At 55.0% G+C, this 15,898-nt stretch carries 13 protein-coding genes; 1 reads left to right on the forward strand and 12 read right to left on the reverse strand.

From position 1 onward, the window contains the following. Positions 1–28: 28 nt before the first annotated feature. Positions 29–2,431, reverse strand: a complete 2,403-nt coding sequence (locus OAN307_RS04540; RefSeq protein ID WP_044043205.1) for a ligase-associated DNA damage response DEXH box helicase — start codon at positions 2,429–2,431, stop codon at positions 29–31. A 150-nt stretch (positions 2,432–2,581) separates the two neighbouring features. Beyond that, a complete protein-coding gene (locus OAN307_RS04545; protein ID WP_015498665.1) occupies positions 2,582–3,892 on the reverse strand; it encodes a P-loop NTPase family protein in 1,311 nt (436 codons plus the stop codon). A gap of 159 nt (positions 3,893–4,051) precedes the next feature. On the opposite strand from OAN307_RS04545, the gene OAN307_RS04550 reads away from it, so the two are divergent. Further along, positions 4,052–5,680 carry a hypothetical protein gene (locus OAN307_RS04550; protein ID WP_144055498.1) on the forward strand — a complete coding sequence of 543 codons (1,629 nt, stop codon included), beginning with the start codon at positions 4,052–4,054 and terminating at the stop codon, positions 5,678–5,680. On the opposite strand, the gene OAN307_RS04555 is transcribed toward OAN307_RS04550, so the two are convergent. The 10 genes from OAN307_RS04555 to cpaB all read right to left on the reverse strand — a co-directional run bounded on the left by OAN307_RS04555 (position 5,681) and on the right by cpaB (position 15,890). Next, positions 5,681–6,187 (reverse strand): prepilin peptidase, encoded by a 507-nt coding sequence (locus OAN307_RS04555; protein ID WP_015498667.1) that lies wholly within the window; start codon positions 6,185–6,187, stop codon positions 5,681–5,683. A 2-nt stretch (positions 6,188–6,189) separates the two neighbouring features. Beyond that, positions 6,190–7,047 (reverse strand): tetratricopeptide repeat protein, encoded by an 858-nt coding sequence (locus tag OAN307_RS04560; protein WP_015498668.1) that lies wholly within the window; start codon positions 7,045–7,047, stop codon positions 6,190–6,192. Positions 7,048–7,074: 27 nt separating this feature from the next. Continuing rightward, a complete protein-coding gene (locus OAN307_RS04565; RefSeq protein WP_015498669.1) occupies positions 7,075–7,617 on the reverse strand; it encodes a tetratricopeptide repeat protein in 543 nt (180 codons plus the stop codon). Positions 7,618–7,656: 39 nt separating this feature from the next. Next, positions 7,657–8,637: a type II secretion system F family protein gene (locus OAN307_RS04570; RefSeq protein ID WP_015498670.1), complete on the reverse strand. Its 981-nt coding sequence runs from the start codon at positions 8,635–8,637 to the stop codon at positions 7,657–7,659. 5 nt (positions 8,638–8,642) lie between these two features. Next, positions 8,643–9,611, reverse strand: a complete 969-nt coding sequence (locus tag OAN307_RS04575) for a type II secretion system F family protein (protein WP_015498671.1) — start codon at positions 9,609–9,611, stop codon at positions 8,643–8,645. Positions 9,612–9,648: 37 nt separating this feature from the next. Then, on the reverse strand, positions 9,649–11,097 hold the full coding sequence (locus tag OAN307_RS04580) for a CpaF family protein (protein ID WP_015498672.1): 1,449 nt from the start codon (positions 11,095–11,097) through the stop codon (positions 9,649–9,651). Between the two features lie 11 nt (positions 11,098–11,108). After that, on the reverse strand, positions 11,109–12,353 hold the full coding sequence (locus tag OAN307_RS04585; protein ID WP_015498673.1) for an AAA family ATPase: 1,245 nt from the start codon (positions 12,351–12,353) through the stop codon (positions 11,109–11,111). Positions 12,354–12,625: 272 nt separating this feature from the next. Beyond that, positions 12,626–13,306: an OmpA family protein gene (locus OAN307_RS04590; protein ID WP_015498674.1), complete on the reverse strand. Its 681-nt coding sequence runs from the start codon at positions 13,304–13,306 to the stop codon at positions 12,626–12,628. A gap of 18 nt (positions 13,307–13,324) precedes the next feature. Next, entirely contained in the window at positions 13,325–14,749 is a 1,425-nt protein-coding gene (locus OAN307_RS04595) for a type II and III secretion system protein family protein (RefSeq protein ID WP_015498675.1), read from the reverse strand. Positions 14,750–15,029: 280 nt separating this feature from the next. Further along, entirely contained in the window at positions 15,030–15,890 is an 861-nt protein-coding gene (gene cpaB / locus OAN307_RS04600; RefSeq protein WP_015498676.1) for a Flp pilus assembly protein CpaB, read from the reverse strand. Positions 15,891–15,898: the final 8 nt, after the last annotated feature.

Here is a 15,898-nt window from a genome sequence, read left to right on the forward strand (position 1 = left end):
TTTCACACAAGGTCTGGCGATCAACCCGTTACAGATCTGCCAGCCCTGCCTCGGCCATCAATTCTGCTGCGCGATCTTGCAGCAGGCGTTCACGGCCTTCGCCGAACACAGGGATGCGCCCGGGTTCAAGGAACAGCGGCGCAGCGAGTGGCGTTACACGGTTCAGTGCCACATGATCGACACGGCCTTTGGTGCGCTGCAACAGTTCCTCAACGCGACCGAAATCGACCAGTCCGCGCATGGCTTCTTCGCGGGTGATCCGCAGCATCAGGTGGTTTGGGTCATATTTTGCCAGGGTATCGTACAAGATATCACTGGAAAATGTCGCCTGCCGCCCTGATTTACGCCCGCTGCGCGTGTTGCGTTCGATCAAGCCCGCGACGGTTGCGGCCATGCGGAAGGCGCGTTTCATCACGGCGTTGCCTTGCAACCATGTCTCAAGCCCATCGCGCATATTGTCAGGATCAAACAGCGGCGCGACGTCCGTCACTGGCGTCAGCCCCCAGATCATCAGCGCATAATCAGTGACAACAAAACCAAGCGGGTTCAGGCCCGCTGCCTCCATGCGTTGCGTCAAGATGAGGCCGAGTGTGCGGTGCGCGTTCACGCCAGCAAAGCCGTAGACGACCATGTTTTCGCGCCCGTCTTGCGGAAAGGTTTCCACCAGAATTCGCCCCGCTTCTGGCAGTTTGGACACGTCACGCTGCATATTTAGCCACTGCACAGTATGGTCGGGTAATTCGGGCCAGCCATCTTGCTGAAACATCTTCAGAATTCGCTGGGACAACTGGGTCGAGGTTGAGAACTTCGTACCAAAAAACGTCGCAACTTTTGGCGTTCCGCCTGTGTTGCGGCTGACTTCGACGGTGAGTTGGTTCAACGCTTCATAGCGCACAATTTGCCCGCCGATCAGGAAGGTATCGCCGGGTGTCAGGGTCGCGGCAAAGGCCTCTTCGACCTCACCCAGTGATTTGGCAGAGCGGCGAAATTTAACCTTTAGCGTTTCGACGTCGTAGATTGTACCAAGGTTCATGCGGATACGGGCCGCACTGCGTGGGTCACGCAACTGCCATTTCCCGCCGACTTCTTTCAGACGTTTCCATTGGTCGTAGGCGCGCAAGGCGTAGCCCCCCGTCGCGCAGAAATCCAAACAATCATCGAACGCAGCGCGCGACAGGTCACTGAACGCGCCGACGGTTTTGATTTCGTGGTAAAGTGCTGTCGCATCAAACGGTGCTGAACAGGCCGCGATCAGGATATGCTGACATAGCACGTCGCGCGGCCCGGCCCCTTTGGGGTCGCCATCCAGATCATGTTCTTTTGCGGCTTCTAATGCCGCGACACATTCCACAACTTCAAACCGGTTGGCCGGCACCAGCACGGCCTTTGACGGCGCGTTATATCGGTGATTGGCGCGGCCAATGCGTTGGATCAGGCGTTTGACGTTCTTAGGTGCACCAATTTGGATGACCAAATCCACATCGCCCCAATCAATCCCTAGATCAAGGCTTCCAGTGCAGACAATCGCCCGCAAATCACCGCGCACCATCGCCGCTTCGACATTGGCACGTTGATCACGGCTGAGGCTGCCGTGGTGGATGCCAATCGCCAGCCCGTCATCGTTGGCAAGCCAGAGGTTGTGAAAATAGATCTCAGCCTGCGCGCGGGTGTTGTGGAAAATTAGCGTGGTCTTGTGCTGTTTCACTAGGTCAAGCACGGCAGGGATCGAATATTTCGCACCGCCCCCTGACCATGGCGGGCGTTCCGTGGTGACTAGCATGGAAATATCGGGATCAGGCCCCGGATCAGCCAGCAGAATGGGGCAGGGGTCAGGATGGGACGCGAGCCCGTGGGCAATCGCTGCAGGGTCTTCCACGGTGGCCGAAAGCCCTACACGCCGCAGCCCCTGTGCAAGCATCTGCAGCCGCGACAAGGCCAACATCAACTGATCGCCACGTTTGCTTTCGGCGAGCGCGTGTATCTCATCCACGATCACTCGTTGCAGGCCCGCAAATATCCGTGGCGCGTCTTCGTAGGATATCAACAACGCAAGACTTTCTGGCGTCGTCAAAAGGATATGTGGCGGGTCTGCACGTTGGCGGCGTTTTTGCGTGTAAGACGTGTCTCCTGTGCGGTCTTCAACCCGAATAGGCAGGGCCATTTCCGTAATCGGAGTGCCGAGATTGCGTTTGATATCCGCCGCCAGCGCTTTCAACGGCGACACATACAACGTGTGCAATCCGGTGTGCGCCCCGTCCGCCAGTTCAACCAAAGTCGGTAAAAAACCCGCCAAAGTCTTACCACCACCCGTGGGCGCGATCAGCAACAGCGAAGGTTCATCCACCCGCGTCAGCATTTCAACCTGATGGGGATGGATGGACCAGCCTTTGGTGGCGAACCAATCACCAAATTTGGGGGGTAAAACACGCATCCATCAAAAGTGCGCCCTGACGCCCGAAGGTCAAGTCACCTTTAGCTTCTTTGGTTCAAAAATACCGCAGGGGGAGTCCGCAGGACGGGGGACTGGTCCCCCTCTGTCTTGCGCACCGCAGGTGCAACCCGCCCGCGGCACGTGCATGGTTTAATCTATCATGGCGTCTTCTTTAACGAACATGTTTGCCCATGCACGATCAATGAGATCCGGCGTCATCTGGTAGGGGATGCCTTCGAACTCACAGATTGCGATCATCTGGTCGATCAGGAATATTGGCTGATAGTTTGCATAAACATTATCAATCGTTGGATATTTCTTTTGGATCAAATGCACCAAAGCGGGCTCATCCAGCGGAATTTCTTTCTTTCGTGCCATCATCGCGAAGATTTTTGAGAAATCTTCCTGGTTTGGTCCATCAATTTTGATCTTAAAGAAGATCCGGCGCAGGGCCGCCTTGTCAAAAAGTTCATTTGGGTGGAAGTTGGTTGAAAAGATCACGAGCGTGTCGAACGGCACCTCGAATTTTTCACCAGATTGTAGGGCAAGGATGTCGCGGTTTTCTTCCAGCGGCACAATCCAACGGTTCACAATCGCTTGTGGCGGTTCCGCCTGACGGCCAAGGTCGTCAATAATAAAAATGCCGCCAGACGACTTCAGTTGCAGAGGGGCCTGATAGGTCCGCGCGGTCGGGTTGTAGACAAGATCGAGCATCGACAGTGACAATTCGCCACCCGTTACAACCGTTGGGCGTTCGCATTTCACATAGCGGGTGTCAAATTTGCCAGATGTGCGGCGCAGGGAATTTGGATCATCGATATCCTCTTCGGCGGCCGAATGCACAATCGGGTCAAAGACTGTGATGACCTGACCGGAATATTCAATCGCGCGCGGGATATAAATCTTATCGCCAAGCGCGTCTCGAATTCCGTTTGAAATAGCGGACTTACCGTTACCGGGCGGGCCATACATCAAAATTGATCGACCCGCACCAACGGCTGGCCCCAGTTGGTCCAGTAGGTCATTCGGCAAAATCAGGTGGCCCATTGCGTTGACCAGCTGGTCGCGGGTGACTTGGATGTTACGTATGGATTGGCGCGTCACCTGTTCGCGGTACACGTCCAGCGGCACGGGCATCGCACCGAAATATTCGGATTGCGCCAGAGCGTCCAATGCACGGGCTTTGCCCATGTCGGTCAGTTGATAGCCCATTTCGTTGCTGTTGTTGGCGTTCAGGGTACCCGTCGCTTCGCACAATTTTTGTTCACGCAAACCGTCGACCAATTGCTGGGTGACGTTGACTGGCAAACAAATAGCCCGCGCGATGGCGCTGACGTTTTCCAGATTGGTGCGAAACATTGTCTTGATTAAAATGTCGCGCATCATCACTGGCGACAGCGACATTGCGTCAAGTGTTTTGGGCGCGGGTGGCGCCATGACGTCTGAGGTTTGCATATTCATGTCATTTTGTCCGTTTCCAGTGCCGATCGGCGTTGTTTGTGTGACCCAACCGCGCAGCAAGGCTGGAATTCAGCCCCGCGCAGGGAAAGGTTTGCAATGATGGTGTGCCTGACTATTGTGTCGAAAAAAGGGACAAACCCGATCCTAAGGCAGGCCCAAATGACCAAATCCAAGACAGCAGCGTTAACAGCCTTCCTTTTCGCCGTATTGGCGGCGATGGGGGGGGCGTCTGTCCTCAAGGGTGGGCTCTATATTGGCAAACACGAAGGTGACACGCTGCATTTGATGCAGATCGTGTTCCGCATGGCTGATGGTCAGACTCCGCATCTGGATTTCATGACACCGATTGGCGCGTTGGCGTTTTGGCCGATTGCGATGTTGGTGAAGTCGGGATTTGGCATCGGTATGGCGGTGATCTGGAGCCAGGTCTTCGCGGCGCTGATTTTTCTGCCCGTGGTTGTCTGGCTTGCTTGGTCGCGGCTGACCCCATGGCTTGGCGCGCTGTTTGGCCTGTTTGTCATGGTGCTATTATTGGCGCTGGTCCACGGAGAGGCGCAGCGGTCGGTTTCAATTTCGATGCATTATAACCGTCTGGCATGGGCGGCGGCGTTCGTTGCAATTGTTGCGGCACTGATCCCACCTACCAATCAAGACGGTCGTGGTCGCTCCAGCATTGACGGCATCATCATCGGGGCGATGATCTGCGTCATGTTGATGATCAAGATGACCTATTTCGTGTCCTTCGCGGTGCCGATCGTGGTTGCTTTGTTGATGACAGGGCAGAGGCGTGCGCTGCTGTATGCAGTCCTGACAGGTGTCGCCGTGGCGGGCACGATCACTGTGTTCGCTGGGTTCGAATACTGGATCTCCTACGCGCAGGATTTGCTGGCAGTGGCTGGGTCTGAAGTGCGATCGGCACCGGGTGAACCGTTGACGGCCGTTATGGGCGCGCCGGCCTATTTGGGTGGATCGATTGCTGCGATTGTTGGTGTGATTTTTCTGCGCCAAGCGCAGGTTGCGGCTGGTGGGCTGGTCCTGCTTTTGCTTATCCCCGGCTTCTTTTATGTGACGTACCAGAACTTTGGGAATGACCCGCAGTGGTTGCTTTTACTGGCGGTTTTGTTGTTGGCGCTGCGCGACCAAGCGGCAGATGTGGTAAACGGGTGGGGCTGGAACCTCCGCGATGGTATTATGGTGGTGGCAGCGGTCGCATTGGCACTGACCGCGCCATCATTTTTCAACCTTGCCTATAGTCCGTATCGGCACTTCAACATTGACGTGTCAGAATACGCACCGATCCTGCCGCGCGGCGGGGTGCATACGGACCTGCAATCGCTCGACTTGCGGGTGAACCGCGTTGACGCGCGGATAGCTTTGGACGGGAATGTTGCGGGCCTTCCTGCATACCCAGACCGCGATGAACCGCTGGTTTTCATGGGCGAAACCTTGCCGATCTGTACGGTCGAACTCGGCCTGCCGATGGTGATGGCCGCCATGGTGCGCGATCTGGAAGACGCAGGCTTGGCGGACGGCAAATCGTTGTTCGCGGCTGACGTGTTTTCAAGTCATTGGTTGTTTGGCGCGCTTGAACCGATGGATCAGGGCGCGCCTTGGTATTATGGCGGGCTGCCCGGAATTGAGGATGCGGATTACCTATTGGTGCCGCTGTGTCCGGTTGATCAAAAGATTCAGCACCAGATCCTAGGGGCGATCAAGGAACGGGGCGATGCGATCAGTGTTACGGAAATCCGCCGTACCGAATTGTATATCCTGTACCAACTGGGGTAATCAGAACAGCGGGATCGCCAGATAAACGATCAGCACGGCACCCATTGGGAACCCCATCGGGAACCGTTTGCCCTGTGCCCAGCTTTCCCAGTCAGGCACCAGACTGCGCAACGCTGGGATGGCCTTGACGGTGCGGTGGATCAACAGGCCCGCCAGCATGCCGCTTCCCAGCAACATAAACACAAATCCGGTATCATCTAGCGCCACGAACGGCGCGGCGGAGGCCAGAAATTTGCTGTCACCCGCACCCATCGCACCAATCGCATTGGCAAGGATCGCAATGACAAGAACCACACCGAAATGCACGTAGCGCCAAAGGTATTCGGTGAACGGCATCACGAAGATACCGACCACGACAAACACGATTGCCAAAGCGTCGGTCGACCATGTGGGGATTTTCATCGCCCGCAGATCGTTCCAAGCCACATAAATGCACAGCGGTGCGACAAAGATTAGAAACGCGATAGACTGCGTCACCGTGACCGAGACATCAGGCAATGCAAACACGACTAGTTCGTCACGTTATCTTCAAGTGCGCGAAGCGAGCGCACGGCGGCTTCAAAGTGCTGCGGATGCGTGTTGATTGCTTCGCGCAAAAGTCCGCTACCAATGGTGATGTCGTTTTGTTTGATCGCTGTCAGTGCCAGCGTGTGCAGCAATTGTGCGCGTTCAATCTGGGTCATCTGGACAACGGGCAAATCGTAATTGCGCTGCACACCACGCGTCAGAACGAGGTTATTTTTGGCGGTAAAAAGACCGGCGTCATTGCGCAGGGAGTCGATGAACAAGCGTTCCGCGCCAGAATAATCACCACGGGTCAGTTTGGAGAAACCCCAGTTGTTCAGCACGCCAGCGGGCGACGTCGTCAGGCCAATAGCAGTTTCATAAAAGCTGTCCGCGTTGGCCCATTCTTGGTTGCTGTCGGCAACCATGGCTTCAAGGCGGAAGCGCTTGAAGGTCTCATGGGTTGGTGGAATTGTGTCGAGTACTTCTTCGGCCCCGTCCCAATCATTGTTGCGGATCAACGCGTCAGCCAAATCAACGGTATCGTCTAATGTTGCGTCTTCGTGGTTCACGACGGCGTTCCATGCGGTCGCAGCTTCAGACGGGCGGCGGGCGCGGATCAGCGATATTGCGAGCCCGCGCATCAGATCAATGCGGCCCGGATCGTTGGTGGATGAGCGCAAAAAGTAGTTCACCGCCTCGTTTGGGTCGGCGACGGTCAGCATCACATCGTTGAGGTTGGTTTCATCGATGACGTTGACGTCCTGCAACGCACGTTCGACCTGCGCATCGCCAGACCTATCACACGCGGCCATAGCCAACGTACCCATCAGGGCTGCCGAAAGTAGAATAGGGTGGCGCATTTGTGCGTCCTTTTACTGCTCTGCCTCTTACGGCGTCGACAGGAGGATGAAATCACCCGTACCCCGCCGCACCAATTGGAACGGTGCGTTCTCTTGTCTCGGAGTATCGCCCAGATCGTTAAAATTTGCGAGCGCCAAGCGCAGGTTGTCACGAATTTCGTCGGAATTGCCGTCATCAGTGGCAAAAGCGCGACGAAACACCTGTGCTGCTTCCGGTATTTTGCCGCGTTCCATCAGAATGACGCCCAGATTGTTCCACGCGGCGGCAAAGCCCGGGTCTTCGTCCACGGCGCGGCGCAGCAGCGTTTCGGCCTGACCAAGACGCCCAAGTTTAAGGTTTGCGGACCCAAGGGCGGACAGGGTGTCAACGTTTAATCCCTGTTGACCCGCTGCCCGCGTGTAGGCCCGAAGCGCGAGATCATATTCGCCCGCGGCCATCAAGCGGTGCCCAATCTCAAGTCCGTCAATTTCTGACGACCCCGCCACGCCGGGCGCAAAGACGCGGTCCCCGTCTGTGGGTGCAAAAGCGCCCTGACCACAGGCGGTCAAGGCGGTTAAGGTTGTTAACATCGCTACGATTTTCAGCACATGGATTGCCTTTGGGGCCGTTTAGAAGTTGGCGGTTTGCAGTGTTTCGTAGATGTTATAGATTGACGGCCCGATCAGGATGATAAGAAGCGGCGGAACTGTTAACAACATCGTCGCGAGTGTCATTTTTGTCGGCAGGGTGTTGGCCTTTTCTTCGGCGCGCATCACCCGTTTATCGCGCATTTCAGCAGAAAACACGCGCAACGCTTCTGCTATGGACGTACCGAACTGCTGACTTTGGATCAAAACGGTCACAAAGGATGAAATGTCAGCCACGCCAGTCCGTTCCGCCATATCGCGCAGAACCTGTGTTTTGTCCTTACCGGCCTTCATTTCATGGCTGACCATTTGATATTCTTCAGCCAGCGCAGGGAAACCTGATTTCAATTCATGCGCCACGCGGATGATCGATTGGTCGAGCGATTGGCCCGCTTCGACGCAGACCAGCATCATATCCAAGCTGTCAGGAAAGCCGTTGATCATTTCAAGCTGGCGTTCAGCCTGACGTTTGCCAACCCACCATTTGGGCAGATAATAACCTGCCATGCCTGGCCCCAGGATCGACATGATAGTTGCGTTGGTGGTTGGGTCGCCGGTGGCTGAATTATAGATCGCATAGGTAATACCGCCCACAAGTAAGACAATGCCAAGCATGAACTGTGTGAAGTGATAGGTCTTCACGGCAGATTTTGTGCGGTATCCGGCCTGAATGAGTTTCAGTTGGATTGCGGAATATTCTTCTTCGTCTTGTGGTTCCAAAAAGCTGGAATACTTGTCCAGCTTGTCGGTGCCTTGGCTTGCACGCAGCTTTTCTGGCCGACTGGACAGGTCGCGCGCATAGTTTGACGCCTTTAGTTTATCAAGCGGATCTGCCTTCTTTTGCAGCATCGCTGGCAGCACCAACAAGATCAACAAAACGCCGAGCATCAGAATGGCGATCATCGGACCGAGGGGCCCCAGAAGATCAATCAGTTTGGTGTTAATGGTATCAAGAAAGCCCATGTCAATTATACCTGAATGTTCACGAGGCGACGCATGACGATTACGTTCACCACAAGGAATGCTGCCACGACCAAGCAGGCAGGAATGAAGACGGACGTCTCTTTGACGGCGTCATAATATGTTGGCTGCAGCACGTTGATCATGACCAGCGCGCCCAACGGGAACACCGACAGGAACATGCCAGACCATTTCGCTTCTGCGGTAATGGCTTTGACGCGGCGGAACAGCTTGAACCGCGCACGGATCACCTGTGACAGTCCGTGCAAAATCTCGGCCAAGTTGCCACCGGCAGTTGCCTGAATGGTGACGGCCACGGCGAGGAAGCGCATATCCTGCATATCCATCCGGTCGGCCATCTGTTTTAGGCTTTCGCCCATATCGCGACCGTAGGCCGCCTCGTCCGAAATAACGCCCATTTCAGTACCCAGCGGATCGGGCACTTCTTTGGCCACAATCGCCACGGCTGAACTGAACGGGTGGCCCACGCGCAAGGAGCGCACCATCAATTCTACTGCGTCGGGCAATTGTTCTTCGATCATCGAAATGCGTTTCTTGGCTTTGCCGTCTACCCACATGAACACACCACCAATACCCATTGCGACGGCGACAGCGGCGCGGATCGGCAGGGACGTTTCGGTGCCAATGGTCAGACCCATAAAGGCCACACCGGACGTCACCACCATCAGCATCATCAACTGGCTTGGCGTGAACGCGATATTGGCTTTCTGGGCCTTGGACGCCAGCAAGGAGTACAAAGGAACAGACTTTGAATTCATGTGCTGGGTCATCTCCTTGCGGAGTTGGTCCAGAACTTCCTCGCGGTTGCCACCCTTTTTCAGCATTTCAAGGCGACGGTTCACCTTGTTGTTGAAGTTGATGCTCTTGCCGAAGGCAACGAGGTAGATGCCGTTCACCAACACGATACAAGCCACAAAGATGAGGGCGTAGATGATTGGTTCTGCTGAAAGCGTCATGGTTTTTTACCCTAATTGGCCCCGATTGACGTGCGGATTATTGCGCAGCGACAGGTTCGAAGATGGCAGCAGGAAGATCGTAACCCCAAAGCTTGAACCGTTCCGAGAAATGCGACCGCACGCCGGTGGCCGTAAAGTGGCCGATGATTTTGTTGTCAGGTGTCAGGCCGACACGCTGATATTTGAACACTTCCTGCATGGAAATAACGTCGCCTTCCATGCCAGTGATTTCGGTAATCGATACCATACGGCGCGATCCATCCTGAAGACGGGAGACCTGCACGATAAGGTTTACAGCGCTCGAGATTTGGCTACGCGTGGCTTTCAGCGGCATTTCAATACCCGCCATCGCGATCATGTTTTCCAGACGCGACACACCATCACGCGCAGAGTTGGCGTGAATTGTGGTCATCGATCCGTCGTGGCCGGTGTTCATCGCCTGAAGCATGTCGATGACCTCTTCACCACGGGTTTCACCCACAATAATCCGGTCTGGGCGCATTCGAAGGGCGTTGCGCAAACAGTCACGCTGACTGACGCCACCTTTGCCCTCAACGTTTGGCGGGCGGCTTTCCATCCGGCCAACGTGGGTCTGTTGCAGTTGAAGTTCGGCCGTGTCTTCGATCGTAAGGATGCGTTCGTCGTCATCAATGAACGATGACAGTGCGTTCAGTGAGGTCGTTTTACCAGAACCCGTACCACCGGACACGATGATGTTCAGACGCGTGGACACAGCAGCCTGCAAATAGGCGGCCATTTCTTCTGTAAACGCGCCAAATTTCACTAGATCATCAATGCCCAACTTGTCCTTTTTGAACTTACGAATGGACACAAGTGACCCGTCCACTGCAATCGGCGGGACCATGGCGTTGAAACGTGAACCGTCCGCAAGGCGGGCGTCCACATAGGGGTTGGATTCATCAACGCGGCGACCCACGGCGGACACGATTTTGTCGATGATCCGCAACAGATGCTTTTCGTCCTTGAACGTCACATCCGTCAGCTGCAATTTACCATCGCGTTCCACGAAAATCTGCTGTGGGCCGTTCACAAGGATATCGTTGACGCTTTCGTCTTGCAGCAACGTTTCCAACGGGCCGAGGCCTTTGACTTCGAAGAACAAGTCTTTGTTCAGCGTCTGGCGTTCGTCACGGTTTAAAATCACGCCCAGTTCGTCGAGGGATTCCTGAACGATGGAACTGATTTCAGCCTTCAAATCCTGCTCAGTTGCGTTTTCGAGCGCTGCAAGGTTCAAGTTGTCCAGTAACGCTTGGTGCATTTCCAGCTTGATATCGCTGAGACGTTCCTTGCGCTTTTTCTCTTTGTCTTGCGGGACGACAGCCGCCTTGACAGGTGCAGATTTCATCATTGATGTGCGCGGCGCTTCTGACGCTGCATCTACGTTTGGAATTCTGGTGACATTGTCCGCAGCGCCTGCGTCGGATTTGTTCGCTGCGGCGGCTGTCTTTTTGTATTTAGAGAACATCTGCCCCCCCTTTATGCGGTTGCTGCCACGGAGGCCGAATTGACCTCGTGCACAGATTTGGCCAGCTTTGCGATCTCTTTACGCAACGGGTTCTTGCAAATACCGATTGCCAACGGAACACCGTGATCAGTGGTCTGCGACACGGCTTTGCCACCGTCGGGCAGTTGCACCTCGATTGAGATACCGAGACTTTCCGAAAGGCGTTTGACCCGACTTTTGCCGTTCAGATCGGTGAACCTGGGCGCGCGGTTGAGAACGAATCGCAACTTTTCGAGCGGCAGTTGTTCGCCTTGAAGCGCGCGTTTGACACGCAACGTGTTCTGGGCCGACCGCATGTCGAGCTCAAGCGTGACGAGATAAACATGCGCGGCGTGCAAAACGGTTTCGGACCATTCAACCATTGTTTTTGGCAAGTCGATCACGACGTAATCGAAATTGGTACGTGCCATTTCAATGATACGCTGGATATCGGCTGGGCCAATCAGATCCATCGGGATCAAATCCGTTGGGGCCGTTAACACCTGCAGTTTCTGCTCGTAGGATAAAAGCGAATGCATAAAGCTTTCGCTATCCATGCTTTCGGTGTTTTGAAGCATCTCCAACACGGATTCGCGACGCGGCAGGTCCAGATAGGTGGACACGGACCCGAATTGGAAATCCAGATCAAGGATGCAAACCCGCTGCGGGTTTTCCTTGTCGAGGGTTGCCAATTCCCACGCGAGGTTCACGGCCAACGTCGTGGCACCTGTGCCACCTGCCATGCCCTGCACCGGGATCACGACGCCATTGCGATCATCTGTGGGTTTCAACTTGTTCTGCATTTTCGGAGCGACAGGGGCCGCTTGCGGCGGCGCCAACACGCGGTCAATGGCCTGTGCCAGTTCACCTTCGGGCAGAGGGTAGGGCACAAATTCATCGCCGCCTTCGCGCAAAAGCCCGTGCAACGATGCTGGTGATACGCCCTCAGCGATCAACAACACTTTGATATTGCGTAACTTCGCCGCACGAATGATTTCAGAGATGACGGACAAGTCGCCTTCATCTTCTTCGTTCAGCGCAATTGCCAGAAATTCAAGTTTAGACGCTTCGGGCTGTTCAAGGAAGGGCAGGGCGTCACCAAAACCAAGGTCGCCCCAGTTTTCACCAAGGCACGATTCCATGTCTTCGATCAACAGATCAAAATTCTGTACATCGCGGCTTACCGTGCAGGCGGTGATTGGTTGTGGCTCAGGCTGTAACATGTGCGTACTACTCATTACCTTTTCTGTCCTCTGACTCAGTTCAACGGCGCGTTTAATATGTGTCTGCTGATGTTCTACGTCCGATTGCACGTCACAACTGGGGTTCTGTCTGGTGTGTTAATGATGGACAAACAGGGCAGGAATGGGGCCACAATTGCCCATTTGTGCGGTATCTGGCGACGGTAGCGCGTTTGGACCGCCGTTGTTTCCAACAATTTGGGTAACAGCAGACAAAAAAGGGGCCCGAAACGGACCCCTTTTTCTAGAATAGTTCAGTTGTGTTGGACCTACGGTGCAGCGGGTGCCGCGCCACTGCCACTCGGCACTGTGCTAGTGGGCGCAGCGCTGGTGATGTATTCGCGAAAAATGACTTCGGCGTAGCGGCCGTTCAACAGCATTGGATTGCTGTCCACAAAACCGGACACTTCCGTCACGGTTCGCCTGTTGCGGCGTTCGCGGCCTTCGGTCACGATCAAAGGCTGGGTTTCGCCAAATGTTACGACGGCTTCAAGACGGCTGCGGCTGATGCCTTGGCTCGACAGATAAAGCACAACGGCTTCAGCGCGGCGCAATCCCAAACGGCGGTTATAAGCGCTCGATCCCACAAGATCGGTGTGCCCAAAGACCTTAAACCGGACCTCAGGGAATTGGCGGATCCAATTTGCCTGTTGGCGCAGTGTAGCGCGTGCGGATGCATCCAAAGCAGTGGAATTGAACGGGAATGTGATCATCGCGCTCACCTCGTTCGAAAACCGCCGGTTCATATTGACTGTGAGACTGCCTTGTCCGCTTTGGACTTCGCTGTTGTTTATCGTCGCGTAACCAAAGTAGCCGTGGTCAAAGTCGCCGTGGTCGATTTCGGACCTGGCTTCGCGGGTATTGAAATCGTGCCATTGCATCGCAGTGCCACCGGTACAGCCGGTTAGGGCAAGTACTGCGGCTGCTGCCAAAGCTGCTGTCTTTTTCATTGCCGCAAATCCAATTTCCTAGTCCAACACGTAGCCATATGACCCACTGAAGTCTTGTCGTGCAACCTCTCCGGCGCCACCTGATTGTGGTGCGTCTTCGGCGGTGACCCGGCCAAAGAGGAACAAATCACGTTCGGTCGGCGGGCGGACACGGTCTGTTGGTAGGGCCAAGGCATCTCCACGAGTTGGTGTCACAAGGTGCGGCGTCACGATGATGACCAATTCGGTTTGCTGGCGGCTATATTCAGCCGAGCGGAACAATGCGCCGAGGACAGGAATGTCACCCGCCCATGGAACCTGACCGGACAGATCGACGAAATCATCAGACAAAAGTCCAGCAATTGCAAAACTTTCACCGTCGCGCATTTCAACCGTCGTTGATGTTTCGCGGGTGCGGAACGCGTCAATTGAGAAACCGTTCTGCGAAAAGCCGTTTGTCGGATCAAGTGAGCTGACGGAGGCGTGAAGTTCAAGGTTGATGATGTCGCCATCAATCACGCGGGGGGTAAAGCTTAGCGAGATGCCGAAGGGTTTGTATTCCACGGTGATCGCGCTGCCATCTTGCGAGATTGGCACAGGATATTCACCACCGGCTAGAAAACTGGCCTCTTGGCCCGACAATGCGGTCAGGTTTGGTTCAGCCAATGTGCGCACGACGCCACGATTTTCCAGGGCTTCTAACAGGATGCCAACTTCGACACCACCGGCGTTAAAGCCGAACAGGAATGCACCTGCATTGTCGTTGTTTGCTGGAGTTGCACCACTGAGTGTGCTGAGGCGTCCGGTGTTGCCAACGGTTGCACCGGTTCCCAGTGCGAGGCCCAGATCACCGCCCAATGTGCTGCCACCCAAAGCAAGTGAGGAACTGAGAGATTTTGAAACTGAACGCTGCATTTCAGCAAAGCGCACGCGCAACATAACTTGCTGGGTGCCGCCGACGCTCATGAGATTGGACACACGGTCCGGAGCGTAGCGATTTGCCAGTTCAAGAGCACGATCAAGACGCGCGATGGAAGACACCGTGCCCGACAGCACGATCCCGTCGTTTGCTGTCCGAACTTCGATGTTTTCGCCCGGCAGGATTTGTTCGAGCCGTTCTTTGAATTCTGCAATGTCGGGGGTCACATGGACTTCGACGTTGGTAATGAGGCGTCCGTCGCCACCCAGAAGTGTCAGTGTGGTGCGACCCGGTTCCTTACCAAGAACATAAATTGTGCGGTCCGATAGGGACGAGATATCCGCAATCGAGGGGTTGGCAATCGAAAGTTCCGTAAATGGAACATCGCTTTCAACAACCACAGCCCTATTCATAGGGACGTTCAGCGCACTCGATGGTGCGCCCCGCATAACCCGCAACGTTTCAGCCTGAAGCTGCACAGGAAGGTTCGTAAACATAATGGCTAACCCCGTCAGGGTTGCCTTTAGAAATCTATCATATGTCATTGTGACCTGCCTCTTATGATCACGCCCGATGCGGGCCTATGCCCGTCATTGGCGACAACCTGCGCCAGTTCTGCATTTTTTGCAAGAATCAATGCGTTGGATGCCATTCCTTAAGTGGAAAAGTGGCAACAGGCTGTGCGTTGAGCCCTGTTTGATGTGTGACAAATCAATATGCGACAAACGCCCACAGCGAGCCCGCAGGCGGTCATTCGCTTAATGTTGATTTTGTGCATTGGTGTGCGTGGTACATGCATGGTTTGTACAAATCTGAATTAGTCGGTCAATTCGTGCACGGGATCGGTATATCGACCACTTCTGCGCCACGACGTGTGCGGATTGAACAGATTTCTGCGGTTTGGATCTCAGGCGTTGGGGCCTGTGCCTCAATCCCCAGAAGGCTCGCTTGATTGACCTCAACCGAGGAAGCGACTGTGTCGTCTTCGCGGCCGACCAGCGACAACGACAGATTGCCAGTCGCCTGGGCCTGCGCAAGGGCGGCCACCTGATCTGGTGTCACTTGAACGGTGACTGTCCGCGCAATCGATGCGCCAATGCGTCCGCTTTCAGATGTTTGATCGATTGCGACAAGTTCGATTCCGGCTTGAATCAGTTTGGTAAATTCACCGTTGGTGTTGGCGCCATCGATCCCGTTAACACGGCCGGTCCAATAGACGTCGACGCGGTCACCGGGGTTTAGAAAGCCAGACACGCCAGACGAAACATCCACCTCGATTGTGAAGGCACGCATACCACGCGCAAGCAGGGCCGTGATGCCGCCAACTTCGCCAGGGGCGGTCACTTTTGTGGCCAAAATCGGCTCATTCGGTTCCATTTGACGTATCACAACTCGCAATTCGTCAGGGCCAGCCGAAAACAGCTCTTCCGCCGTGCGAAAGACGCCTTCAGGGAGGTATGGCTCGGCGTATCTAATCATGATGATGTCTTGCATCGTAATCTGTTCGCCATGTTCCATCACGCGGTTGACCGCGTAGACATGAACCGTCGGGACCGCGAGTTCCATCGCAGCGCGTTGCCGTTCAAGGTTAGCGTTCTGTTCTTGGAGGTACCCCTGAACCATATAGATGGCAAAGCCCGCGAGGCCCATGCCAACAAACAGGACAAGTCCAAATACTGCACGCATTGATTTTC

The organism is Octadecabacter antarcticus 307 (genome assembly GCF_000155675.2).
GTDB classification, from domain to species: domain Bacteria; phylum Pseudomonadota; class Alphaproteobacteria; order Rhodobacterales; family Rhodobacteraceae; genus Octadecabacter; species Octadecabacter antarcticus.

Coding starts and splice junctions, on each gene's coding strand:
- OAN307_RS04580 (WP_015498672.1), bottom strand. CDS start 11,097: ATGTTCTCTAAATACAAAAAGACAGCCGCCGCAGCGAACAAATCCGAC.
- OAN307_RS04585 (WP_015498673.1), bottom strand. CDS start 12,353: ATGAGTAGTACGCACATGTTACAGCCTGAGCCACAACCAATCACCGCC.
- OAN307_RS04540 (WP_044043205.1), bottom strand. CDS start 2,431: ATGCGTGTTTTACCCCCCAAATTTGGTGATTGGTTCGCCACCAAAGGC.
- OAN307_RS04575 (WP_015498671.1), bottom strand. CDS start 9,611: ATGACGCTTTCAGCAGAACCAATCATCTACGCCCTCATCTTTGTGGCT.
- OAN307_RS04545 (WP_015498665.1), bottom strand. CDS start 3,892: ATGAATATGCAAACCTCAGACGTCATGGCGCCACCCGCGCCCAAAACA.
- OAN307_RS04570 (WP_015498670.1), bottom strand. CDS start 8,637: ATGGGCTTTCTTGATACCATTAACACCAAACTGATTGATCTTCTGGGG.
- OAN307_RS04565 (WP_015498669.1), bottom strand. CDS start 7,617: ATGTTAACAACCTTAACCGCCTTGACCGCCTGTGGTCAGGGCGCTTTT.
- OAN307_RS04550 (WP_144055498.1), top strand. CDS start 4,052: ATGACCAAATCCAAGACAGCAGCGTTAACAGCCTTCCTTTTCGCCGTA.
- OAN307_RS04590 (WP_015498674.1), bottom strand. CDS start 13,306: ATGAAAAAGACAGCAGCTTTGGCAGCAGCCGCAGTACTTGCCCTAACC.
- OAN307_RS04560 (WP_015498668.1), bottom strand. CDS start 7,047: ATGCGCCACCCTATTCTACTTTCGGCAGCCCTGATGGGTACGTTGGCT.
- OAN307_RS04595 (WP_015498675.1), bottom strand. CDS start 14,749: ATGACATATGATAGATTTCTAAAGGCAACCCTGACGGGGTTAGCCATT.
- cpaB (WP_015498676.1), bottom strand. CDS start 15,890: ATGCGTGCAGTATTTGGACTTGTCCTGTTTGTTGGCATGGGCCTCGCG.